The organism is Algoriphagus taiwanensis (assembly GCF_036245645.1).
GTDB classification, from domain to species: Bacteria; Bacteroidota; Bacteroidia; order Cytophagales; family Cyclobacteriaceae; genus Algoriphagus; species Algoriphagus taiwanensis.
Window position 1 is genome coordinate 15,017 of record NZ_BTPE01000017.1, and the last position, 22,503, is coordinate 37,519.

18 protein-coding genes are annotated in these 22,503 nt (G+C 45.1%); 5 read left to right on the forward strand and 13 right to left on the reverse strand.

Features of this window, described 5'->3' with window-relative positions:
* Positions 1–227: 227 nt before the first annotated feature.
* Together AAA938_RS18060 and AAA938_RS18065 are read right to left on the reverse strand one after the other, a co-directional pair.
* Positions 228–1,358 (reverse strand): ATP-binding protein, encoded by a 1,131-nt coding sequence (locus AAA938_RS18060; protein WP_338230167.1) that lies wholly within the window; start codon positions 1,356–1,358, stop codon positions 228–230.
* 161 nt (positions 1,359–1,519) lie between these two features.
* Positions 1,520–2,932 carry a sulfatase gene (locus AAA938_RS18065; protein ID WP_338230168.1) on the reverse strand — a complete coding sequence of 471 codons (1,413 nt, stop codon included), beginning with the start codon at positions 2,930–2,932 and terminating at the stop codon, positions 1,520–1,522.
* A gap of 58 nt (positions 2,933–2,990) precedes the next feature.
* Here AAA938_RS18065 and AAA938_RS18070 point away from each other — a divergent pair, with 58 nt between their 5' ends.
* Positions 2,991–4,004 (forward strand): SMP-30/gluconolactonase/LRE family protein, encoded by a 1,014-nt coding sequence (locus AAA938_RS18070; RefSeq protein ID WP_338230169.1) that lies wholly within the window; start codon positions 2,991–2,993, stop codon positions 4,002–4,004.
* 704 nt (positions 4,005–4,708) lie between these two features.
* Here the strand turns inward: AAA938_RS18070 and AAA938_RS18075 are convergent.
* Positions 4,709–6,028: a Gfo/Idh/MocA family protein gene (locus AAA938_RS18075; RefSeq protein ID WP_338230170.1), complete on the reverse strand. Its 1,320-nt coding sequence runs from the start codon at positions 6,026–6,028 to the stop codon at positions 4,709–4,711.
* 555 nt (positions 6,029–6,583) lie between these two features.
* Here AAA938_RS18075 and AAA938_RS18080 point away from each other — a divergent pair.
* Entirely contained in the window at positions 6,584–6,724 is a 141-nt protein-coding gene (locus AAA938_RS18080; protein ID WP_338230171.1) for a hypothetical protein, read from the forward strand.
* Between the two features lie 170 nt (positions 6,725–6,894).
* On the opposite strand, the gene AAA938_RS18085 is transcribed toward AAA938_RS18080, so the two are convergent.
* The gene (locus AAA938_RS18085; protein WP_338230172.1) at positions 6,895–7,839 is read right to left on the reverse strand and encodes a nucleoside hydrolase-like domain-containing protein; all 945 of its coding nucleotides are present in this window, start codon (positions 7,837–7,839) and stop codon (positions 6,895–6,897) included.
* 63 nt (positions 7,840–7,902) lie between these two features.
* Here AAA938_RS18085 and AAA938_RS18090 point away from each other — a divergent pair, with 63 nt between their 5' ends.
* Positions 7,903–9,351, forward strand: a complete 1,449-nt coding sequence (locus tag AAA938_RS18090; RefSeq protein WP_338230173.1) for an arylsulfatase — start codon at positions 7,903–7,905, stop codon at positions 9,349–9,351.
* A gap of 119 nt (positions 9,352–9,470) precedes the next feature.
* On the opposite strand, the gene AAA938_RS18095 is transcribed toward AAA938_RS18090, so the two are convergent.
* Positions 9,471–10,022: a GNAT family N-acetyltransferase gene (locus AAA938_RS18095; RefSeq protein ID WP_338230174.1), complete on the reverse strand. Its 552-nt coding sequence runs from the start codon at positions 10,020–10,022 to the stop codon at positions 9,471–9,473.
* A gap of 138 nt (positions 10,023–10,160) precedes the next feature.
* Here AAA938_RS18095 and AAA938_RS18100 point away from each other — a divergent pair, with 138 nt between their 5' ends.
* Together AAA938_RS18100 and AAA938_RS18105 are read left to right on the forward strand one after the other, a co-directional pair.
* A complete protein-coding gene (locus AAA938_RS18100) occupies positions 10,161–10,529 on the forward strand; it encodes a transmembrane 220 family protein (protein ID WP_338230175.1) in 369 nt (122 codons plus the stop codon).
* 85 nt (positions 10,530–10,614) lie between these two features.
* A complete protein-coding gene (locus AAA938_RS18105) occupies positions 10,615–11,364 on the forward strand; it encodes an NIPSNAP family protein (protein ID WP_338230176.1) in 750 nt (249 codons plus the stop codon).
* Between the two features lie 151 nt (positions 11,365–11,515).
* Here the strand turns inward: AAA938_RS18105 and AAA938_RS18110 are convergent, their stop codons facing one another.
* The 8 genes from AAA938_RS18110 to purH all read right to left on the reverse strand — a co-directional run bounded on the left by AAA938_RS18110 (position 11,516) and on the right by purH (position 22,446).
* Positions 11,516–14,959 (reverse strand): ThuA domain-containing protein, encoded by a 3,444-nt coding sequence (locus tag AAA938_RS18110; protein ID WP_338230177.1) that lies wholly within the window; start codon positions 14,957–14,959, stop codon positions 11,516–11,518.
* A 117-nt stretch (positions 14,960–15,076) separates the two neighbouring features.
* Positions 15,077–16,222 (reverse strand): galactokinase, encoded by a 1,146-nt coding sequence (gene galK / locus AAA938_RS18115; RefSeq protein WP_338230178.1) that lies wholly within the window; start codon positions 16,220–16,222, stop codon positions 15,077–15,079.
* 98 nt (positions 16,223–16,320) lie between these two features.
* Positions 16,321–17,352, reverse strand: a complete 1,032-nt coding sequence (locus AAA938_RS18120) for a LacI family DNA-binding transcriptional regulator (RefSeq protein WP_338230180.1) — start codon at positions 17,350–17,352, stop codon at positions 16,321–16,323.
* A gap of 74 nt (positions 17,353–17,426) precedes the next feature.
* A complete protein-coding gene (locus AAA938_RS18125) occupies positions 17,427–18,407 on the reverse strand; it encodes a M28 family peptidase (RefSeq protein WP_338230181.1) in 981 nt (326 codons plus the stop codon).
* Positions 18,397–19,890 (reverse strand): cysteine--tRNA ligase, encoded by a 1,494-nt coding sequence (gene cysS, locus AAA938_RS18130; RefSeq protein ID WP_338230182.1) that lies wholly within the window; start codon positions 19,888–19,890, stop codon positions 18,397–18,399. Before cysS ends, AAA938_RS18125 begins: the two co-directional genes overlap by 11 nt.
* Positions 19,891–20,086: 196 nt before the next feature.
* Positions 20,087–20,404 (reverse strand): type II toxin-antitoxin system RelE/ParE family toxin, encoded by a 318-nt coding sequence (locus tag AAA938_RS18135; RefSeq protein WP_338230212.1) that lies wholly within the window; start codon positions 20,402–20,404, stop codon positions 20,087–20,089.
* Positions 20,385–20,561, reverse strand: a complete 177-nt coding sequence (locus tag AAA938_RS18140; RefSeq protein ID WP_338230183.1) for a hypothetical protein — start codon at positions 20,559–20,561, stop codon at positions 20,385–20,387. Before AAA938_RS18140 ends, AAA938_RS18135 begins: the two co-directional genes overlap by 20 nt.
* A gap of 358 nt (positions 20,562–20,919) precedes the next feature.
* Positions 20,920–22,446, reverse strand: a complete 1,527-nt coding sequence (gene purH / locus AAA938_RS18145; protein WP_338230184.1) for a bifunctional phosphoribosylaminoimidazolecarboxamide formyltransferase/IMP cyclohydrolase — start codon at positions 22,444–22,446, stop codon at positions 20,920–20,922.
* Positions 22,447–22,503: the final 57 nt, after the last annotated feature.

Below are 22,503 nucleotides of genomic sequence, written 5' to 3' on the forward strand. Positions count from 1 at the left end.
GTCTCAAAAGTAAATTTTGGCACATTGAGTCTTAAATATTCCGCGAACATACAAAAAGGAAATGTCGGGTAATTTGCCTTGGATTAGGGTCATTGTCACCTTGAGCACTTGAAAGACGGGAGTCTTGAAATCGAAAGGTCCTCGTACTTCCCGACTCTCGTCGGAAAGGTGCTCGGACTGACTCAGGCTTTATTTGGTTCAAGTCTCCTGACTTGGACCAAACAAGTCTATTTATATAACTCAAAGAAATTCGCTGGCGTTATCACCTTAAAGCTAGAATTGGGATAGGTTTCGGAAAATTCTGCCGGAAACTTGCCTGGAGCTCCTTCCGCATACTTGAATTCGAAGCAGGTCAGGTGTCCGTCTTTTTCTTCGATGTAGTCAATCTCCTTTTGGTCGTAGGTTCTCCAAAAGTAGGTGTTGACAAATCTCCGGTGGTTTTGGTTGAATTTGATCCGTTCGTTGATGCAGAAGTTTTCCCAAAGTCCTCCCACGTCCGTTCTAAGGTTCATTTCATTGAAGTTGCGGATCACGGCATTGCGGATTCCCACATCGTAGAAGTAGATTTTTTGGCTTTTGGCCAGCTCTTTCCGCAGGTTTCGGCTGAAGGAATTCAGACGGAAAATCACAAAGGACTTCTCTAACAGCTCCAGGTAGCGCTTGACCGTGTGCACGTTCGTGCCAGTGATTTGCGCCAGCTCATTCAGTGAAGACTCACTTCCAGTCTGCAAGGCAATGGCTGCCAAAAGCTTGAACAGCAAGTCCGGTTTTTTGATTTGCTCAAATTGGAACAAGTCCTTGTACAGGTAGTTGGAAGAGATCTCGGCGAGTTCTTCGATTTTTTCGTCCCCAATACTGTTGAACACCTGCGGATAGAGTCCAAATCTCAGGAAATTGGGCAAGTTGGCTTTAATTTGAATGGGATTGAGCGACTGTCCGATTTCTTCGAGGGAAAAAGGCAGTAGCAGAAACTGACGCGATCTGCCCGTCAGTGGCTCGGAGACCATTCCCGAAAGTTCGAAGCTGGAAGAGCCCGTTGCTATAAATTGAACCTGCGGAAAGGTATCTACCAGTACTTTCAATACCAAACCGATGTTTGCGATATGCTGGGCCTCATCAAAAATGATCAACTCGCGATTTCCGATAAATTCGGCCAAAAGCCCCGAATTAGTCGTGGAAAGGGCGTCTTTGTATTCCTGAAGCTCACAGTTGATGTAGGCTGATTTTTCAGAAAACTTCGTCAGTAGGTATTTTACCAAGGTGGTTTTCCCGGTTCGTCTGGCACCATAGAGGATCAGAACTTTTCCTTTGAAAAGCTGATCTTCGAGTTGGGAGATAATGGTTCGGGATATTTGCACGAGTTTGTTTGATCTAAATACATGAGTCCAACTTCACAAAGTTAACCAAATATATGAACTAAACTTCACAAATTTGGCTAAATTTATGAAGTCAACTTCACAAATTTCAACGAATTTATGAAGTTGGTGGTCAGGGAGAGTGGAAATGACTCGCAGTCGGCCTACTTAGGTGCTCTCAAAACAATTGGCCGGCCGGTTGATTTTTCAACAGGAAGATTGGCTTTGGTTTCAATCAGCCATTCATATAGGACGGTGTAGAGTTCACTGGCTTTTTCAGGATTCTCACTCATTAAGTTTCGGGATTCCGAAATATCCTCAGCCAAATTGTAGAGCTCGATTTTTTGAGTCTCATAGTGCAAAATCAGCTTCCAGTCTCCTTTCCTGACCGCGGCGGCCGGCATTCCCAATTGATTGGAAAAATGGGGGTAGTGCCAAAAAAGAGGGGTTTCTCGGGTTGATTCGTTTTTGTCCAACCAGCTATTTTTCAAGGAAACCCCATCCCATGCGGTTTGTGGACTGAGACCGGCGATTTCTGCAAAAGTGGGGGCGAAGTCTAAGTTGGTTGTCGGAAAGGAGCTGACCTGAGGCTGGATTTTCTCTGGCCAAAAAGCAATCAATGGAACCCGAATTCCTCCTTCATAAGGGTGACCTTTCCACTTTCTTAGGGGTTCCAGATTGGTGGGGATGGGGCCGAGTTCAGGCAAGCCCACCCCTCCATTGTCTGAGGTGAATATGATTAGCGTGTTTTTATCCAATCCTTTAGCCTTGAGTTTTTCCAGTATAAAACCGATCCCATCATCCACCGACTCGATCATGGCTGCGTAGTAGGGATTGTATTTTCCTCCAAACTGCTCGTATTTCCGAAGGTATTTGCTGACTTTGTCTCCTCTTGGTACCACAAAAACATGGGGCACCGAGTAGCTCAAATAGAGGAAGAAGGGTTGATTTTCTTCCTTTTTATCCAAAAACTCCAAAGCATAATCCGTCAGGCGATCGGTCAGGTAATAGGTGCCTGAGTCTTGGAAGATTTTTTCATAGCTGTCCTCAAAAATCCCATAGTGGTAATAGTCAAGCCCGTTTTTCCCGATCATTCTTGAATAGTCAAAGCCTTGAGCCCATGGGGTTTGGTCGTCCTGATTACCCAAATGCCACTTGCCAATCATGGCCGTTTCGTAGCCTTTTTCTTGAAACAGCTCGGCTAAAGTAACTTGGCTGCCTTCCAAAAATGGATTCCAAGAGGCTGGATCGATGGATAAAGAGTCTGCCTTTCGATTCCCGGCTATGAAATTGGTAAGTCCATATCGGGTGGAATGAATGCCTGTCAGCAAGCCCGCCCGGGAAGGAGAACAGACTGGACTCGAAGAATAGGCGTCGGTAAACCGGATTCCATTTGCTGCCAGAAAATCCAGATTGGGAGCTTCCTGAAAGGGATTGCCATAGGAAGGCAGGTCAGTGTAACCCAAATCGTCGGTAAGGATAAAAACTATATTGGGAGGGGACTCCTGGGCTTGAAGAAAAGAGGGTGCTTGGAACAAAAAGAGGAAAAGCGAATAAAAGAAACGTTGCAAGGCCATAGCATGTGGGGTTGGGCTAAGTCAAATTACTTAAATTGGAGAAAACATAGCCAGTGAAATGAAACACTATTCAATATTCGCCTCCTTCCTGATTTTGCTGTCCTGCACTTCCCCAAAGGAAAAGCTCGCGGAGGCACCTCCTAAATTCCAATCAATCGGTTCGGTTGAGCGTCTTGATTCGGCTATCAATTCTCTCATTTCTTCTGAAGCTAAAATTGAAGTCTTAGCTTCGGGTTTCGAATGGGCAGAAGGTCCGCTTTGGCTGGAGGAGCAGCAGGCTTTAATTTTTACGGATGTTCCGACTAATAAAATCTGGAAATGGACAGAAAAGGACAGTCTTTCGCTTTACCTGAGTCCTTCCGGTTATTTGGGAGATCGAACCGATAAGCGTGAACCCGGAGCCAATGGTTTAGCTTTGGACGCGGATGGGAATTTGATTTTGTGTCAACACGGAGAAAGACAAGTCGGGAAAATGCTGGCTTCGCTCAATGCGCCAAAATCTGAATTTGAAGGGTTGGCCACCGGATACGATGGGAAGCGGTTCAACAGTCCCAATGACTTGGTTTTTAACTCAAAGAGCCAGCTTTTTTTCACCGATCCTCCTTATGGAATGGACCCTTGGGATGAAAAAGAATTGGATTTTCAGGGAGTATATCGTTTAGATACCGACGGTAAAGTGAATCTATTGATAGATACACTTAGCCGACCCAATGGAATTGCCTTGAGTCCCGACCAAAGGATGCTTTATATCGCACAATCCGATCCGGGGAAAGCTAGATATTATGCCTTTGATTTCGATGAAATGGGAAATGTGATTTCCGGGAAAGTGATATTTGATGCCACTTCGCTTCAAAGCGAATCTCGAAAAGGACTTCCTGATGGACTGAAGGTGCATTCTGGCGGTACTCTCTTTGCTACCGGACCGGGTGGGGTTTTGGTGATTAGTCCAGAGGGAAAGCATTTGGGTACGATCCTAACCGAAAATGGAACGGCGAACTGTGCGTTTGATACCGGAGAAAACTACCTCTATATGACTGCTGATGCGTATTTGATGAGAATTGAGTTGAAGTAGGGGGTAGGGAAGTTTGGGGGCAAGGAGGTTAGGAGGTAGGGGAGTCAGGAAGTTTGGGATGTAAGGAAGTGTCGTCACTGCGAGGAGCAAAAATAATCCTTCAATTATTTCCAAATTTTGCTGCGACGAAGCAGTCTTTATGTGGAACTCTACTTCGAAAGATTGCTTCGGGGCTTGTCCCTGTGTTTTGATATTCAAAGTCTACTAAAAGCCCCTCGCAATGACGATAGACGTCACTGCGAGGAGCAAAAATAATCCTTCAATTATTTCCAAATTTTGCTGCGACGAAGCAGTCTTGATCGGGTACTCTACTTCGAAAGATTGCTTCGGGGCTTGCCCCTGTATTTTGATGTTCAAAGTCAATTAAAAGCTCCTCGCAATGACGATAGACGTCACTGCGAGGAGCAAAAATAATCCTTCAATTATTTCCAAATTTTGATGCGACGAAGCAGTCTTTATTTGGAACTCTACTTCGAAAGATTGCTTCGGGGCTTGCCCCTGTGTTTTGATATTCAAAGTCTACTAAAAGCCCCTCGCAATTACGGTAGACGTCACTGTGAGGAGCGACAACAATTCATTAATTGATTAAGATTTTTGCTGCGACGAAGCAGTCTTGATCGGGTACTCTACTTGAAAAGATTGCTTCGGGGCTTGCCCCTGTGTTTTGATATTCAAAGTCTACTAAAAGCCCCTCGCAATGACGGTTAAACCTTCGGCAACTTCCAAGGTTCCCGATACTCCGGCCAAATCATCGCATTGGCTGCCCCATTCCCGATAAACTGTCTTTTTTCATCATCCCAAGTCAGGCTTTCGGCCCCAATTCTTGCAGCAATATTCGGGATATGGGCATGTAGAGCTGCCAGTCTTCCTGCCTCGGGAGGGCAATTGGGTTGGTTTCGGGTTTTGATGCATTCCACAAAATTGGCCACGTGGAGATTGTGGGATTCTTTGGTGCCTTCCAGCTTTTTGACCTCGCATTTTGGGGCATTGGCAGTTCCATCCCATTCGGGGTAAATTTCGTAACCGCCTCGGTTGACAACCAGAGTGCCCAATTCACCCACATAAGCAATCCCATAAGGTTTGTTGTAAGGTCCGCTTTGCAAACCCCCGTTCATATCGTAATTGATCAGAAAATCTTTTTTGGGAAATAGCACATTCATCGTGTCAAAGGTGTCCCGGTCCCGGTTTTCCTTATTGACATTTTTGGCGTAAGTCATCACAGTCGAAGGTGCAGCGGGATTTTCTTCTACCCAAATCGCCATATCCAAGAGATGTACACCCCAATCCGACATCAATCCTCCTCCGTAATCCCAAAAGTGTCTCCAACTCCCATGGAAGCGATTGGGATTGAAGTCCCGCTTGGGTGCGGGTCCCAGCCAAAAGTCATAGTCCACCCCATCCGGAACTGGTGTGGCAGGTTTAAACTCGTTGCCGAGACCGTAGTTGAAATTGGACCAAATGTTGATTTTTCGGATTTTGCCCAGATAGCCGCTTTTGACCAAATCACGGGACTCGATAAATGCTTGTCCGGCCCGCTGCTGCTGCCCGACTTGGATGATCCGCTGGTACCTGGATTCGGCTTTGACCATGAGCTCACATTCCCCGATGGTATTGGCCATGGGTTTTTCCACATAGACGTCTTTTCCGGCTTCGCAAGCGGCCAAAGTAATCAGGCAATGCCAATGGTCCGGAGTGCCAATGATGACCGCATCCAAATCTTTTCTTTCCAGCAGCTTTCTGAAGTCGGTGTATCGCTCGGGTCTTTTTCCTGTGGCATCTTCCACCTCTTTCAGTCGCTTGTCCAGTACGTTTTGGTCCACATCGCAGATTGCCACGCAGCTCACCTCGGGTAAGGCAAGGTGATGTCGAAGGATGCCAAAGCCCATATTATTGGCACCAATCAGGGCCACCCGGATTTGATCACTTGGGGCAATGCTTTGCTGGGCTTGCAGTAGTGCGGGTGATAGCCAAAGGCCACCTGCAATAAGACTGGATTGGCGGATGAAGGTTCTTCGATGGGTCATTTTGGGTCGGGATTGGAGATAGTCATTTTCAATTTAGCTGAAAATGGAAGGATAGAAAATCGACTTCTAATGAAAATACTGATCTCTGTCAGCTTTTTAAAAAATTATTCTAGAAAATGTGAATAAGTCAAAAATAATGGTGGATATCATGTGTTTATACGAGCATTTATTCGGGGAAAAGTTGTGGGAAAGTTTTTAGTTAAAGGCTTGTTTTCAGGGCTTTATTGATGCAACTTTGATTATACCAAGTGAGAGATAAAAGGCCGAAAGTAAGATTTCGGACCGTAGTTTGACAGGATGAGATCAGGCGCGAAGGGGAGTTTGCCGAAAGGTAAATTTCTGAGACGGACCACCGCAGAAGTGCCAAAAACGATGAACTGAATCTAAGTTTCTCTTCGGAGAATTTAGAGTTCCGGCATGAAGGATTGAGAAAGCAATTTCTCTTTTGAAAGAGGCAACTCCAGAAATGCAACCACGGATTAATCAGCGCTTGAATCCCTCGGGTGAAAAGCAAAACCATCGGGCACAAAGGAACAGCTGCTCAAATGCAGCCGTTTGAAACGGACCACCGCAGAAGTGCTATCACGATCGGCCCTAGAATCCGCCCTCGGGCAGATTCAGGATACCGGGCATGAAGGGGCTTTCCTTCGGGAAAGTCTGAGAAGGGCAACCGCAGAAATGCAACAAGGTATCTGAAAACGGGGACATGCTCTTAGGAGCGACTTCAACCTCTCGGTTTTGACTCGGGCAACTGGGAATAGCCATATGAACTGTAGCTTGGAGTGAATTGGGGACTATGGTTTTCAACTCACTAAATGGGAAGCTTTCGTCAAGAAATGCTTCCCATTTCTGTTTTTAGCTGTTTTTTATTTTAACACTCTCATTCTTTTTTTCCAATCCATTAGGTAGTCCAACCGATATTTATTTACCGTTCGGGCTCCTGGACGGTCATTTTCGATGAATTCCAAATCTTCTCGATCAGTCCAATAGTTGAGCCTATCAGGATTTTTGGAAAATGAACCTCCCCAACTTTCTCCTTCCGGATTTTCCGGATTTCCATTCAGCAGATAGAGGACGCTGGGTGTGTCCCCCATTTTGATATCCGGCTTTTTTTCAAAAAACAGCTTACCCATTGCTCCAAAGTCTTTGACTGAATTTTCTACAAAGGAAATATTCCCCCAAGGTTCCTCTTGAATCCCTCCCATGTACATTCCTCTAAAGGTGGTGTTATTTTCAATCCACCAAAAATCCGGATGCTCATTCCATAAATAATCTCGTGATTTGGGATCCTGTTGGGTGTTCCAAGAACCTATTGAATAAACCAGAATCAAGGATTTAATCTCCGGATAAAAATGAATGGCCTGAGCCAAATCCGTAATTGATCCCCAAATGAGAACATAGACCGGCTGGCCAAAATCGAGAATTTGTTTTGCCATAAATTCAGCCCCTGCACTCAGTTGTTCCGGCTTTTCTGTGCTTTGGATTTCAGTTTCTCCCTGACTGGAGACTTTTCGAAGTTGTCTAGGTTCAGGGTAATCCAGACCGGTAGCTTTCAAGGTTGGGAAGTCAGATTCATAGGCTTTCAAGACCTCCTCGATATCACTTAAACGACCTTTTCCTGGAGGGGAAGAGATGATTCCCAAGATTTCAAATCGGTCAGCATAGAGTAAAAAATGAATCAATGATTGATGGTCATCCGGATCATCGCCTCCGATGTCAGTCGAAATGATCACTGGGATCTTTTGTTGGGCAAAAGTCAGGGCTGACCAAAAGAAAGCTAAGGCAAGTAATAAATACCGGATTGTCTTCATTTTATGGAATTTGGAAAATCAAAATACTCCCACTTTCTTATTTTTGAAAACAATCCCCTAGCTATGAAGCATTCGCCCTTATTCTTTTTGATGGCATTCTTTTTTTGGAACTGCAGTTCTCCAAATCAAACCCAATCCACATCCCCCACCGATCGACCCAATGTGATCTTTATTCTCGCCGATGATCTGGGTTATGGAGATTTGGGATTTTTGGGGCAGAAGTACATAGAGACTCCAAATATTGATCGGCTGGCTGCTGAGGGGATGGTTTTCCTCAATCACTATTCCGGCTCTCCGGTCTGTGCACCTTCCCGCTCTACCTTGTTAACCGGTCTGCATACCGGGCACACGCCAGTTCGGGGTAACTATGAAGTCCAGCCTGAAGGACAATACCCGATGCCCGACACGCTTCAGACTTTGAGTAAGATTTTTCAGCAAGCTGGCTATGCCACAGGAGCCTTTGGCAAATGGGGCTTGGGCTTTATCGGAACTTCCGGTGACCCAAGCAATCAGGGCTTTGATCAGTTTTATGGGTATAACTGCCAACGCTATGCGCATCGCTATTATCCAGCTTACCTATGGGAAAATCAAACTCAGGTCAATCTTCCTGGGAATGACTGGACCAATAAAGTCACTTATGCACCGGATTTGATTCAGGAGAAAACGCTGGATTTTATTGAGAAAAATGCCAAAAATCCCTTTTTCCTCTTTATTACCATCGTGATGCCCCATGCCGAATTGGCTGCGCCTAAAGATGAGATTTTTCAAAAGTATCGGGCGAAATTGGGAGATGAAACACCACATAAAGCCCCAAAAGGAGGAGATTATGGACCCGAAATGTTGATTCCAGGTTATCAGTCAACCGACTATCCCCGAGCGACTTTTGCCGCGATGGTGGAGCGGATCGATCGATATGTGGGAGAGGTGGTAGCCAAGCTGGAGGAATTGGGCTTAAGTGAAAATACAATGATTGTCTTCACCTCGGATAATGGAGCACATTTTGAAGGAGGGGCGGATTACGATTTCTTTGACAGCAACGGGCCTTTTCGTGGGCTTAAGCGGGATTTGTATGAGGGAGGAATTCACGTTCCTATGGTCGTGAAGTGGCCCGGAAAAGTGAAAGCCGGAAGTCAATCCGATCATGTGTCGGCCTTTTGGGATTGGTTGCCCACTTTTGCAGATATTTTAGGAGAAAAGTCTCCGGAGGGAATTGATGGGATTTCTTTTTTGCCAGCTCTGTTGGGAGAATCCAATCAAGCCAAACATGATCATTTGTATTGGGAATTTCATGAATTGGGAGGCAGGCAGGCTGTACTGAAAGACGGTTGGAAGCTGGTTAAATATCAGATAAAGGATTCCACCAAGACCAGCACTGAGCTTTATCACTTGACAGATGATCCGGGAGAAACAAAGGATTTGGCAGAGCAAAATGCGGTAAAAGTAAAGGAATTGGAGGGGTTGATACTAAATGGCCGAATACCCAATCCCGTTTTTCGCTTTTTGGAAAAATAAAAAACGGGAGCCATCCGGCCCCCGTTCCCTTACCCAATCATTTACTTATTACCCTATAAGTTGGATGAATATATTTTTCTTTTGATCGGAGACTATCCTTCTCTGACCTGCCTTGCCCTTCAGGTCCAATCCCAAGCCACAATAGCCCAATCGAATAGGTCGTCTTTGAATTCATGGATGACCTCAAAGCCCACTCTACGGTGGGCAGACAGGGACCGGGTATTGCTTTTCGCAATTTCGGTGATGGCAAAAGAATAAGTTTCTGAAAAAGCTTCTCGATAGGCTGCATACATCCGATCAAAAAGTCCCTGTCCCCGATGACTTTTCCCCACACAAATCTGACCGATGACTAGGTACTCAAAATCTGAAACTCTCTTCCCCTGATAGTACAATTGATCAAATTGAGCGAACATCGGGATCAAAATCGGAACCAAATCCTTGCTCGCTTTGGTCATCGCCAAAATGTACCCCACCACTTTCTCTCCATCTTTGGCTATGATGTGGGGAGCGATGGAATTCATCAGCTGAAGCTGGTCCATGTTGTGTCTCACCGTCACGAAACCTTGCTCATTCTTTTCCGACTCGGTGACGGTGTGGAGGTGGTTTTCCCATTGCAAATCAAGGATTCCTTGTAATTCGGTCTGAGTCTCTGCAGATTTTATTTCAATCATTTGAAAAAGGGTGGATTAGCATGGAGAAAAATACCTCAATTTTTTCTGTTAAAATTCAGAAATCACCAAATATCCCAAGCAGGACAGATTGAATTTGAAATTGCTTAGTTTTATCCAACTCAACCCAACTTTATCTCAATGAAATTCAACAAATACTTCTTCGGAACTTGGATTTTCCTGTTTGCCCTATTCGCCTATTGGCAGTTTAACGATCCCGATCCGGAGGTTTGGGTCAGTATCTATGGAGTTGCCATGATTTTCTGCTTGCTGGGTGTTCGGGGGATTTTCCCAAAACTCCCTCTGACGCTGGTTGTGGTCTTAGCTGTTTTAGGAGCGATTTACTTCTTCCCGGGCGGAGTTGGAGACTGGATTGCAGATGAGTGGGCACAAAAAGACCTGACCATGAAGACTCCTGAAATGGAAGAAAACCGAGAGACTTTCGGACTTGCAATAATTGCATTGGTACTTAGCCCGGCTCTGTATAAGGCCTGGAAAAAAAATCCGTAGCATAGACCTTTATTTCAACCTCCGAAGGAGGTTTTATTTCCATCGTATTTCAATTGTATTTCCCTAAATCAAACCCACTAACCTGATGAAAAAAGTACTTCTTTCTGCTTTGGCCATTTTGCTTTGCTTTGGAGCCTTTGCTCAACTACCTAAGACCTCTACTTCCAGATATTTTGAAATCCGAAAGTATATCGCTCACCCCGGTAAACTCCCGGATTTGATCAAGCGCTTTGAAGATCATACCCGCCATCTCTTTGAAAAGGCCGGGATGGAAAATATCGTTTATTTCGTGCCTGAGGAAAACACGGACAATTCCCTGACCTATATTTTGGGCTATCCGGATGAGGCTGCCAGAGAAAAAAGCTGGGAAATCTTCCTGAATGATCCGGTGTGGAAAAAAGCCTATGAAGAATCCCGGGTGAAAGGTCCTTTGGTCAAAAGTATTGAACAAACCTTTATGGTTTTGGCGCCGGAACTGAATGATACTCCGATTCCAACCGGAAGTGGGATTTTCCAAATGAGAACCTACCACTGCTTTCCCGGCAAAATCGAAAATATTCAGGTCCGATTCCGAGACCATACCAGAGCCTTATTCGAAAAGCAAGGTCTGAAGAATTATCCTTATTGGCTGACTGTGGAAAAAGACGGTAGCCAACCCAAATTGGTTTATTTGCTCGGACATGATTCCAAAGATGCGTTCAATGCGGCATTTGACCGGTTCCGTGTAGATCCAGAGTGGATCAAAGCTCGAGATGCTTCAGAAGAATCAGGAAAAATTGTGGAGAAAGTAGATGCTGTCTTCTTCAAAACGCTACCATTTTCTCCGATGAAGTAGGAAAGTTAGGAGGTAAGGAAGCCAGGAAGTTGGATGATCAAAAGTTGACAATTGAATATTCTGAAATTCAAATAAGGGTCCTTCGAAAGGATCAAAAAAAAAGCCATTCCGAAAATCCGGAATGGCATTTTTATTTAGTTAAAGAAGGAGGTTACTTGGCATTGAAAGTCATACTTATAATGATGGCAGTACCTAAATCTGACCCATTTGGATCACTGACGAAGTAAAGCTTGTGCTTCTGTCCGTCTTGCTCGCCGGTCAGTTGAATATTGGCCATAAACATAGGTAAAGGCATCTGAGGCACTTGCATTCCCGGTCCAGGATTGACGGAACCTTGACCTACTACCGGACCATCTGGGCTATCCAGTCTGATTTCGAAGGTAATAGGATTGGTAACTTCTCCTTGGATAGCCATGTTGAGAGTCACCGAACCAATACCAGTCAGGTCAGTTGCTGGCATGGCAAAAGAGGCCGCCTGAGCTGGAATAGTCAGGAGAGTTTGGCCATTGAATACCATTTTGTTGTAGCCGGCAAATTCTCCTGCCATAGCAAGACTAGGGGAATTGGAAGTCAGCATGGCTGAGTTGGCTCCTGTCAAAGGTTTGATATTTTCTCCTCCCTTATCTGTATAAGTTGCTGAGATCACCAAAGCTCCCGTAGGGGAAGCTTGCTTACCCATTGTTGGCTCGACCGAGCCCTTAGTAGGGAGACTTGCTTTCGCTTCATTTCTCAAGGATAGGATATAGGTCACCAAAGCATTGGCATCGGCTGATTTCAAATCCGGATTTGCTGGCATGGCTGTTTCCCCCCATACGCCTCCGCCTCCGTTTTTGATCTTATTGAGGAGGTAGTTTCGATCTCTTTCCCGATATTTTTTAGCAACGTCGGTATAAGCCGGTCCGATGGAAGCTTCATTTTCTTTGTGGCAAGTCTTACAAGTGAGCGATTGTACCAGCGATTTTCCGGTCATTGCTTCACTCATCACTTTGTGTCCCATGTCTGCTTCTGCTAAATCCACACCGGATACGTAATCCGCTGACACGTACATCGAGCTCATATCCAAGCTGGCTTCCGGCTCATCCGGATCGACGGCTGTTACAGTATAGGATACTTTCTTGCCTGGGAAATAGAAGGATTGATTGCCCTCAATCACAATCTGAACCTCAGGAGCCGTGTTTCCGGCATATACGCTTACGGGTACGCTTACTCCACTCAGTCCGGCAGGATCATTAGCTGTGACTTTGATCTCAAAGTCCCCCATAGAAGTATAGGTATGGGTTAATGTTGGTACTGTGGTTGTTTTGGTTTCTCCGTTTCCGAGATCCCAAGTATAAGACAAAGGATCGTTCTCTGGATCACTAGCACTGGCTGTAAAGGTTACAGTCAAAGGATTTTTCCCGGAGGATTTATCTGATGAAAGACTGGCTACGACAGGTGCTCTGTTGCCTCCATTGTAATCGATTCGGAACAGACCGGCATCCGGGTTTTTGGTAAACCAACCATTTCCATATTCCAAAATGTAGATTTTTCCGTCAGGACCCATTTCCATATCCATCAGGGCGTTGAACTTGGTCCCTGCCATAAATGGCTCCATTTTGTCAAAGCTGCCATCCTCAGTCATGGTCACTACTTTCACCCAACCTCTGATCCATTCGTAGATGAACAGTTTTCCGTCGAAATAATCCGGATATCGGGTTTCTGCTGGATACATGTCAGAGTAGTAAACTGGTCCTGCCATTGCATTTCTTCCGCCTGTACCCACGGACGGGAAGTCTGGAGAAGCGGCATAAGGATACCAGATGAAAGCAGGCTGCACAGGAGGCAATTGCTTTAAACCGGTATTATGCGGAGAGTTGTTTACTGGGCCAGCCGGGTCAAAAGCCGGCCCTGTTTGGCCGGTTTCGTAGTTGAACTCGCGATAAGGATAATTATTCCCGATGATATATGGCCAACCGAAATGTCCGGCTTTCTTCGCCTGATTGACTTCGTCATACCCTCTTGGACCTTTGATGTCCAGAGAGTCGTTGTTGGCATCTGGACCGACCTCTCCCCAATAAAGGAACCCAGTCTTTTGGTCCACTGAGATTCGGTAAGGATTTCTCAAGCCTTGAACGTAAATCTCCGGACGGGTGCCTTCTGTTCCTTGCGGGTAAAGGTTGCCCTCTGGGATGGTATAACTTCCGTCTTCATTGACCTTGATTCGGATGATTTTTCCTCTCAGGTCATTGGAGTTGCCGGAGCTTCTTCTGGCATCATACTGCTTGTTGCCGTCGCGTCCATCAAGAGGTGCATAGCCATTCAGACGGTAAGGAGTGTTGGGTTGATTGAAAGGAGTGGAGTTGTCACCTGTGGAAAGAAATAGGTTTCCCTGAGCATCAAAGGCAATGGAACCTCCGGTATGACAGCAGATATTTCTCTGAGAATACAGGTCCAAAATCACCTGCTCAGAACCCATATCCCATGATCCATTAGCAAATTTAAATCGGGAAAGACGGTTGATTTCTTCTGATCCGGTAGGAGAGTAGAACACATACACCCAATTGTTTTGGGCATAATTTGGGTCTTTTTGTAGGCCCATTACCCCTTCTTCCGCATTGACTCCCTGCACTTCTGCCTTCCAATACACATCCAGTTTGGCGACTTCTTTGAGTTCACCAGTCGCATTGTTGTAGTGTAGAATTTCCCCTCTTCTTTGGGCCACCAAAATGTCCAAATTAGGTAACACGGTCATCTCGGTTGGTTCGGTAAACTCCCCGATGGAAAGGGTGGTCTTGGTAAAGCGGTTTTCTTCAGGAGTTCTTTTGGATTTGGCTTTGGAGTAATCCAATTCTTCATTATCCCCGATGGCATACTGAATACCAGCCAAAAGGTGCTTAAGGAAATTCTCCTCAGAGAAGGATTCGTGTGTATGTCCTCCGCCGGTATACCATGCTCTTCCTCCGTCAAATTCGTGATACCAAGCAATGGGATGCTCACCCATGTCAGCTCCTCCCTGATAAGAGGCTTCATCCAGCATCAGGAGCTTTTTGGTGTTGGGGTTGATGTTTTTGTAGCTATACCATTCGTCGGTTCGCTCCCAAGATTCCGGAAGGAAGTCCACGGAAGGATGATTTTCTCCAGTTTTGGTAATTTTTCCCGGTTGCACATTGGGATGAGGATCGTTGATTCCGGGATGGTCTTCAAAATACCCCCCTACCAATCGTCCATACCAGCCCCATTCGTACTCGGTATCGGCAGCTGCGTGGATTCCAACAAAGCCACCACCCGATTGGATGTAGCGTTCAAAATCTGCTTCCTGGAAATGATCCAGAACATCAGCCGTAGTGCTGAGGAAGATTACCGCCGCATATTGAGCTAAGTTTTCCTCGTTGATGTTTGCTGCATTTTTGGTGGTATCCACCTCAAATCCATTTTCTGCGCCTAGTTTTTGGATGGCAGCAATTCCTGAGGGAATGGATTCATGATAATATCCAGCTGTTTTGCTGAAGATCAGGACTTTTGGATTGCCTTCCCGCTTTTTGGAACAAGCAACCAATCCCAATCCAATGAGCATAATCACCACGATTAGGCTCCTTAGGTTATTTGGGTAATTCATGAGGTTTGAGAATTTTTTTTGGGGAAATTAGGAAAAAAGTCCAAATGCTTGATTGATAAGAAATACAAGGAGCGATATAATGGATCAATCGGTCGATTTTGTCGATGAAATCCCAAACTAAAGTATTCTTGCTCCCTCAGAAACTTCTACTGGAATAAATTCCGGGGACTTTAAAAATCTTTTTTCATAGCCAATTTGTATATGGCTTTTGAATTTTTCCAAAAAATCCGTCCTCACCAGATTGATCGTGCATCCTCCAAATCCTCCTCCCATCATTCGGGAACCCAGGACTTCAGGCATTGAAGTGGCCATTTGAGCTAGAAAATCCAGTTCGGGGCAGCTCACTTCAAAGTCTTGGCTCAGGCTGGTATGGGATGCATCCAGAAGTCTTCCGAATGTGATTAAATCTCCAGATTGGAGAGCCTTTGCGGCCTTATGCACACGGGCGCATTCGGTGATGATGTGTTTTGCTTTTGGGAAAAGGGACTCAGGTAGGAGCAGTTCTACTTTTTCAAGGTCAGCTACTGATAAATCACGGAGCGTTTTGATATCTGGAAACTCAGCTTGTAGGATTTTGACACTTTCCTCACAGGCTTCCCGGCGCTTATTATACGCAGTATCCGCCAAGGTATGCTTCACTTTGGTATTGACGAGCATAAGGAAATAGTCTCCAAGCTGTACAGGGATTTCCCTGTGGGTATTACTCCTACAATCCAGCAAAAGAGCCTTTCCTTCCACCCCGAAAGCCGAAGCATAAGGGTCCATAATCCCGCATTTCACTCCGGCATAGAGATGCTCGGATTTTTGGGCATACAAGGCCAAGTTTTTCTTTGGGATATTGAAGTCAAAAAGCGCTGAAATCGCAGTTCCAATTCCAACTGATAGTGCGGCCGAAGAAGAAAGTCCCGATCCTACCGGAATATTTCCTCCAATGACCATGTCAAATCCCATTACTTCATAGCCAGACTGCTTCATTAGGGCGCACATTCCCATGGCATAGTTTGCCCAGTGGCCCTTTTTGGGGGATAATGAATCCAGATCAAAGCTGAATTCCTGTCCGAAGTCTGCAGAAATCAGCCTACAGGTAGGGGAATCGTTTTTCTGAATCGCCACCCAAATTCCCTGCTTCACGGCAGCCGGAAATACAAATCCTTCCTGATAATCTGTGTGTTCTCCGATCAAATTGATCCTGCCAGGAGCAAAGGCAATTAAAGGTGAACTTGAAAAGTTGGAATGAAAAGTAGAGAGGAGTAGGGGGTGCATTAGATTTGGTAATTGGTAAATAGTAAATGGTAATCAGTATCTGAAAATACTACTGACTATTTACCGTTTACAATTCACTATTCACAAAATATAGATAGTTAATGGTTTTGAAAATGTTGGGAAGACTTCCTAGGCACCAGCGTGGTTTCCAAAATGATCGAAATGGGATCTTCGGAAGCAATTCCGTCCAATTGGTCCAAGAGGTGAGTGGCAGCTAATTTTCCCATCTCATATCCGGGTTGAGATACTGTAGTCAAGGGAGGTTCTACTACTGCGGAAGTGGGATTGTTGGTAAATCCTGCCAGGGCTATGTCCTCAGGAATACGAATTCCCTGCGCTTTCCATTCGGTAAGCACATCCACAGCTACCGGGTCAATCATGCAAAAAACCGCATCCGGTCTTGGATCCATTTTTAGGATTTCCTGGGCAACTTGAATGTTCCCAGACTCAGTTAGATCGGTGATTTTGATCAAAGACGGATCTTCTTCCAATCCATATTCTTTCAATGCCTTGAGATATCCTTCCTTCCTTTTTTTGGAAATATAGAGATCTTCCGGTCCTGAGACATAGACGATTTTTCGGGAACCATTTTCCAAAAGATGCTTTACGACTTGATAAGCACCACCAGCATCATTGAAAGTGACTTTGGATACGGGAATATCTTCCTGAACCCGGTCAAAAAGAACGAAGTTGATCTCCCGGTTGTAGAGGTCGTACAAATGCTCAAACCGATTGGTTTCTCGGCTGAGAGAAATCAAAAGCCCATCTACTTGGCTGGACACCAAGGTGCGAATATTGGCTTTTTCCTGATCTAGGGATTCATTGCTTTGGCAGATGATGACATTGTAGCCGCGAGTATTGGCGTGATCTTGGATTCCGCTGATACAGGAAGCGAAAAAATGAGAAGTGATTTCGGGGACGATGACACCCAAGGTTTTTGATCGGGAAATCCGGAGAGATTGGGCCAGCAGGTTAGGCTGGTAATTCATCTCTTTGGCCATTTCCACAATTTTCCTTTTGGTTTCCGGATGGAGCTCAGGAGAGTCCTTCAGGGCTCTGGAAATAGTAGACACAGATACACCAAGTTTTTTGGCGATTTCCTTCATCGTGACCTGATGCCCTTTTTTCATACTTCTTCCTTCTTAATTCCCAAAATTGCAATCGTCTGCATTTACGAATAAAGCAAAGATTTTTAGAAAAATCGCTATTCCTGATAAACTGTGAATAAAACGGTCTCTCCTACAGCCTTCAATGTGCGGGAGTCGATCAGTTCCATATTGTCCTGATGGGTATGGTGATAGTGGCCAAATCCAAAATCAGGAGAAAATTCGATAATGTCGATCATTGGGATGCCAGCCTGAGCATTGACAAAATAGTGGTCGTCTACGATCTCTGGAGCGTCTTTTTGGATAAAAAACCCGGAATGCCCCAATTGGGAAGCGTGTCCCCATACTTTGGAAACAATCCCCCCGGCAAACTGTCTGGAATATCCTTCCCTGTAAAACCGTGCATTTTTAGCTCCCACGAGATCTACCAAAATTCCGTAATAGGCCGAGTAATTCGGGATGTGCTTGTTTTTGGACCAGTATTGCGAGCCATGGCACCACCAGATTTGGGAATTATTTCTTCCGGAGGACATTTCAGGTTCTCCATCATCCTCTCCGTCAAAGAAAATAAAGTCAACTCCCACTTCTGGCTTCAGACCTTGGCTGGAAATGGTTCTTGCGATTTCCAGAAGAACCCCTACCCCGGAAGCACCGTCATTGGCTCCGTCGATCGGTTCATTCATCCGCTCGGTGTCTTTGTCTGCGATTCTGCGGGTGTCCCAATGGGCTGCCAAAAGGATTCTCTTGGTAGCTTGGGGATTATAGGAAGCGATGATGTTGCTTAAATCCCAATTTAGTCCATCGTAGGTTTTCACCTGAAAATCCTGAGTTTGAACACTCATCCCATAGGATTCCATTTGGGAAATAATCCAGGCTTTAGTGGCTGCATGACCGGGTGTGCCGGGTACTCTCGGCCCGAAGTCTACCTGCTTTTGCACAAAAGCATAAGCCGAATCTGCATTGAAGGCAGGATAGGGTTTGACAACTACTTCGGCAACCTGCGTTTCTGTGTTTTTTTCACCGGAACAAGCCCAGGCCAATATCAACAGGGCAAAAAGCCAAATCTTGTTATTCTTCATATGCCCAGTCGATTTTGTCTTTCATGTCTTTGACCACAAATCCCATTTCTTTCAGGCCTGCGCGGATTTCATCTACCTTGGCGTAATCTCGGGCAGTTTTTGCTTCCCCATACAGCTTGAGCAAAAGATCCAGCATGGAATTCTGCACGTCGCTTTTCTCCTCAATCAGCCCCAGAATATCCACCACAAAAGTGATGAAGGTATCTTTCATTTTCTGGAATACCTCTTCTCCCAAAGCGGCAGAGGAAAGTTGCCCAGTGAAAATGGAATTGATCTTTTTCAACAGGTTGAACAAGTGTCCTATCGCCTGTGCAGTGTTGAAATCATCGTCCATGGCGCGGTAGGCGGCCGAGATGCTGCTTTCGACTTGCTTGATCTGATTCTCATCCAAAGCCACTTCTGCATTGGGATTGAACTCCAGCATTCGGGCGATTCTCAGCCCGTTGATGATCTTTTTGTAGCCCTTTTGCGCAGCCTTTAGTGCCTCATTGGAAAAGTCCAAAGTGGATCGGTAATGGGCTGTCAACATGAAATACCGGATGGTCATCGGACTGTAAGCCTGTTCAAGTAGCTTATGGTTGCCGGTAAACAACTCCTGAAGGGTAATGAAATTCCCCAAGGACTTGCCCATCTTCTGCCCGTTGATGGTAATCATGTTGTTGTGCATCCAGTACTTGGCTGGATCACGGTGATTGCAGGCATTGCCTTGAGCGATTTCGCATTCGTGGTGGGGAAACATCAAGTCCATTCCGCCTCCGTGAATGTCAAACTGGGTGCCGAGGTATTTAGAACTCATGGCTGTACATTCCAAGTGCCAGCCCGGAAAACCCACTCCCCAAGGGGATTCCCACTTCATCAGGTGCTCCGGAGCTGCATTTTTCCAAAGGGCAAAATCAACGGAATTACGCTTTTCACCCTGACCATCCAAGTCTCGACTTCCACTGATCAACTCGTCGAGGACTCGACCGGATAGCTTACCGTATTTGTAGGATTTGTTGTATTTCAACACATCGAAATAGACCGAGCCATTCACCTCGTAGGCCAATCCTTCCTTGAGAATGGCTTCTACCAAGGCGATTTGCTCCGGAATATGACCGGTGGCGCGTGGCTCGATACTGGGTTTCCAAGTATTGAGCAAAGCCATGTCTCGATGGTAGGTGTCCGTATATTGCTGAGCCACTTCCATGGGTTCGAGCTGCTCCAACTTGGCCTTTTTGGCGATTTTGTCCTCACCTTCATCTGCATCTCCGGTCAGGTGACCCACATCCGTGATATTTCGGACATAGCGAACTCGGTACCCTAAATGAGTCAAATAGCGGTTGACCGTATCAAAAGTGACTGCAGGACGGCCATGGCCCAAGTGTGCATCCCCATAAACGGTCGGTCCGCAGACATACATGCCCACAAAGGGCGGGTTGATGGGTGCAAAATCTTCTTTTTCCCTAGAAAGGGTATTATATAACTTGAGATGGTGCTGTTTCATGGAAAGATGCAATACGCAAGATTCAAGAACCAAGAACTGCAAAATGAGCTTTTGGGTTCGCCTTGCAAATTAGCGGATTTGGCTTGGGAAATGAAAGGAATTGAATTCTTGGGCCAGTTAACTTTTCAAAAGATCAAAACTTTGAAAAAGTTGAAGAACAAAAATCCCAATAATATCCACCTCTAAATCACTTTGTTTAAATCAAGCCAGTTTTTTTCAAAAGATCTACAAAAGTTTCTTTTGGCAGACTTTCCAACTCACTTTTATCAAAAATGTGAATCAAATAGATTTCATTTTGTTTACTTACAAAAAAGTAGATTACCCTAGCACCCCCTGATTTTCCCTTGTTTTTACTTGAGATCGAAATTCTGATTTTGAAGAGATTGGAACCTAGGGGAGTGCCTATTTTATAATCCTTTTCAAGTTTTTGAATGAGTTTTAAGAGGTCATCCTTTAGAGAAGGGTACTTTTTAAAAAGCCGTTTAAAGAACTTTTTAAAATCTGGTGTGAGAATTACCTCTTAATTCATTTAAAAAGTCTTTTGCAAGCTCTTTCTTTTGTTTTCCCAGCTTTATTTGCTTTACCTGAACTAGGCTAGATTCCATTTCTGAAATGAAATCCAAAAAATCTTCTTTTTCTACCAACTCAAATTCGATTCCCTCTTTTTTCAAAAAATCAGCGATAGACTGAATTTGTTTTTTGCTTTTTGGGTATGCTTTGATTCTTAGAGCTTCCATTTTTGGGAAAATTTTACTTCAAGTTAATTGATGAACGTTTAAAATAAAAAAAGTGAGGGAGAGAAAAGAATTTAGTCAAAATGCCTTCCTAAAATTTAAATCTTCGGGAACCTTGGATTGAAAACGTAAATTCTACTTTGGATAATGAAAAGCCCTTGTGGTGATGAATAACTAGAGCAAAGCTCCATGAAAGCCCACCTGATCCCATCATTTTCTTTTTATACTAAAAAAACCTCCGATCCCATTGGAGCCGGAGGTCTTGATACTATTATCTTGATACTAGATACTTTGATTAATGCTTAAAGTGTCTCACTCCGGTCATCACCATGCTCATGCCATGTGCATCGCAGAAGTCAATACTATCTTGGTCTTTGATGGAACCACCTGGTTGAACTACCGCAGTGATTCCTGCTTCGTGAGCGATCTCCACGCAATCTGGGAAGGGGAAGAAGGCATCGGAGGCCATTACAGCTCCTTTCAAATCAAATCCAAATTCTCCAGCTTTGATGATGGCTTGACGCAAAGCATCTACTCTGGAAGTTTGTCCAACTCCAGAAGCGAATAGCTGAGAATCGTTACTCAAAACAATCGTGTTGGACTTGGTGTGCTTGCAGACTTTGGCTGCGAAAACCAAAGCATCCAGTTCTTTTTCGCTTGGTGCAACTTTTGTTACCACTTTGAAATCAGCTTTGCTTTCGGTAGCCAAATCCTTGTCTTGCTCGATCACTCCGTTCAAAAGGGTTTTGATCATTTTGGTACCCGGAAGAGCCATTTTCTGGCGAAGCAGGATTCGGTTCTTTTTGCCTTTCAGTACTTCCAAAGCCTCCTCGGTAAATTCCGGTGCAATCAACACTTCGAAGAAAAGGGAATGCATTTCTTCAGCAGCCGCTTTGTCCACCGTCTGGTTGGTCACCAATACGCCTCCGAAAGCGGAAGTGGTATCTGCTGCAAAAGCTTTTTGATAGGCTTCCTTCACCGTATCCGCAGTGGCACATCCGCAGGCGTTGGTATGCTTCAGGATGGCGAAGGCAGTTTGTCCGTCAAATTCAGCAATCAGGTTGACTGCTGCATCTACGTCGACCAGGTTGTTGTAGGAGAGTTCTTTTCCGTTGAGCTGATCGAAAAGATTGTCCAAGTCTCCGTAGAAATGTGCAGCCTGATGGGGGTTTTCTCCGTAGCGGAGGGCTTTAGCCTTGTTTTCGGAAACCTTCAAAGCAGGAATTCCCTCGCTTTGGTTGAAGTAGTTGAAAATATGGGTGTCGTAGTTGGAGGACACTTGGAAAGCCTGAGCGGCAAAGTATCTTCTGTCTTCGATGGTGGTGCCTCCGTCTTGGGCCTTCAGTTTTTCTTCCAATTCTCCGTACTGGTTTTTGGAAGCAATGATGATCACATCCTTGAAGTTTTTGGCAGCGGCACGAATCAGGGAAATTCCACCGATATCGATTTTCTCAATAATATCTGCTTCTGATGCGCCCGAAGCGACAGTTTCTTCAAATGGGTACAAATCCACAATTACCAGGTCAATGGCAGGAATGTCGAATTCGGCTGCCTGAGCCAAATCCCCCTCATTTTCTCTTCGATAGAGGATGCCTCCGAATACTTTTGGGTGTAGGGTCTTTACTCTTCCTCCGAAAATGGAAGGATAAGAGGTGAGTTCTTCCACAGGGATGACTTCAGCGCCTTGTTCTTCGATAAACTTTTGCGTGCCACCGGTAGAGTAGATTTTTACTCCGTGTTGCTTAAGTAGGGCGATGATTGGTTCGAGGTTGTCCTTATAAAAGACTGAAATAAGAGCAGATTGGATTTTTTTGACAGCCATTTTTTAGATGGAAAGGTGAGAAATCAAGAAGTCGCAAAGGTAGGGAAAAAGCCCCTA

Bases quoted from the DNA above. Each gene is read 5' to 3' on its own strand.
- AAA938_RS18070 (WP_338230169.1), top strand. From the start codon at position 2,991: ATGAAACACTATTCAATATTCGCCTCCTTCCTGATTTTGCTGTCCTGC.
- purH (WP_338230184.1), bottom strand. From the start codon at position 22,446: ATGGCTGTCAAAAAAATCCAATCTGCTCTTATTTCAGTCTTTTATAAG.
- AAA938_RS18120 (WP_338230180.1), bottom strand. From the start codon at position 17,352: ATGAAAAAAGGGCATCAGGTCACGATGAAGGAAATCGCCAAAAAACTT.
- AAA938_RS18110 (WP_338230177.1), bottom strand. From the start codon at position 14,959: ATGAATTACCCAAATAACCTAAGGAGCCTAATCGTGGTGATTATGCTC.
- AAA938_RS18095 (WP_338230174.1), bottom strand. From the start codon at position 10,022: ATGATTGAAATAAAATCTGCAGAGACTCAGACCGAATTACAAGGAATC.
- AAA938_RS18125 (WP_338230181.1), bottom strand. From the start codon at position 18,407: ATGAAGAATAACAAGATTTGGCTTTTTGCCCTGTTGATATTGGCCTGG.
- galK (WP_338230178.1), bottom strand. From the start codon at position 16,222: ATGCACCCCCTACTCCTCTCTACTTTTCATTCCAACTTTTCAAGTTCA.
- AAA938_RS18085 (WP_338230172.1), bottom strand. From the start codon at position 7,839: ATGAAGACAATCCGGTATTTATTACTTGCCTTAGCTTTCTTTTGGTCA.
- AAA938_RS18065 (WP_338230168.1), bottom strand. From the start codon at position 2,932: ATGGCCTTGCAACGTTTCTTTTATTCGCTTTTCCTCTTTTTGTTCCAA.
- AAA938_RS18090 (WP_338230173.1), top strand. From the start codon at position 7,903: ATGAAGCATTCGCCCTTATTCTTTTTGATGGCATTCTTTTTTTGGAAC.
- AAA938_RS18100 (WP_338230175.1), top strand. From the start codon at position 10,161: ATGAAATTCAACAAATACTTCTTCGGAACTTGGATTTTCCTGTTTGCC.
- AAA938_RS18075 (WP_338230170.1), bottom strand. From the start codon at position 6,028: ATGACCCATCGAAGAACCTTCATCCGCCAATCCAGTCTTATTGCAGGT.
- cysS (WP_338230182.1), bottom strand. From the start codon at position 19,890: ATGAAACAGCACCATCTCAAGTTATATAATACCCTTTCTAGGGAAAAA.
- AAA938_RS18105 (WP_338230176.1), top strand. From the start codon at position 10,615: ATGAAAAAAGTACTTCTTTCTGCTTTGGCCATTTTGCTTTGCTTTGGA.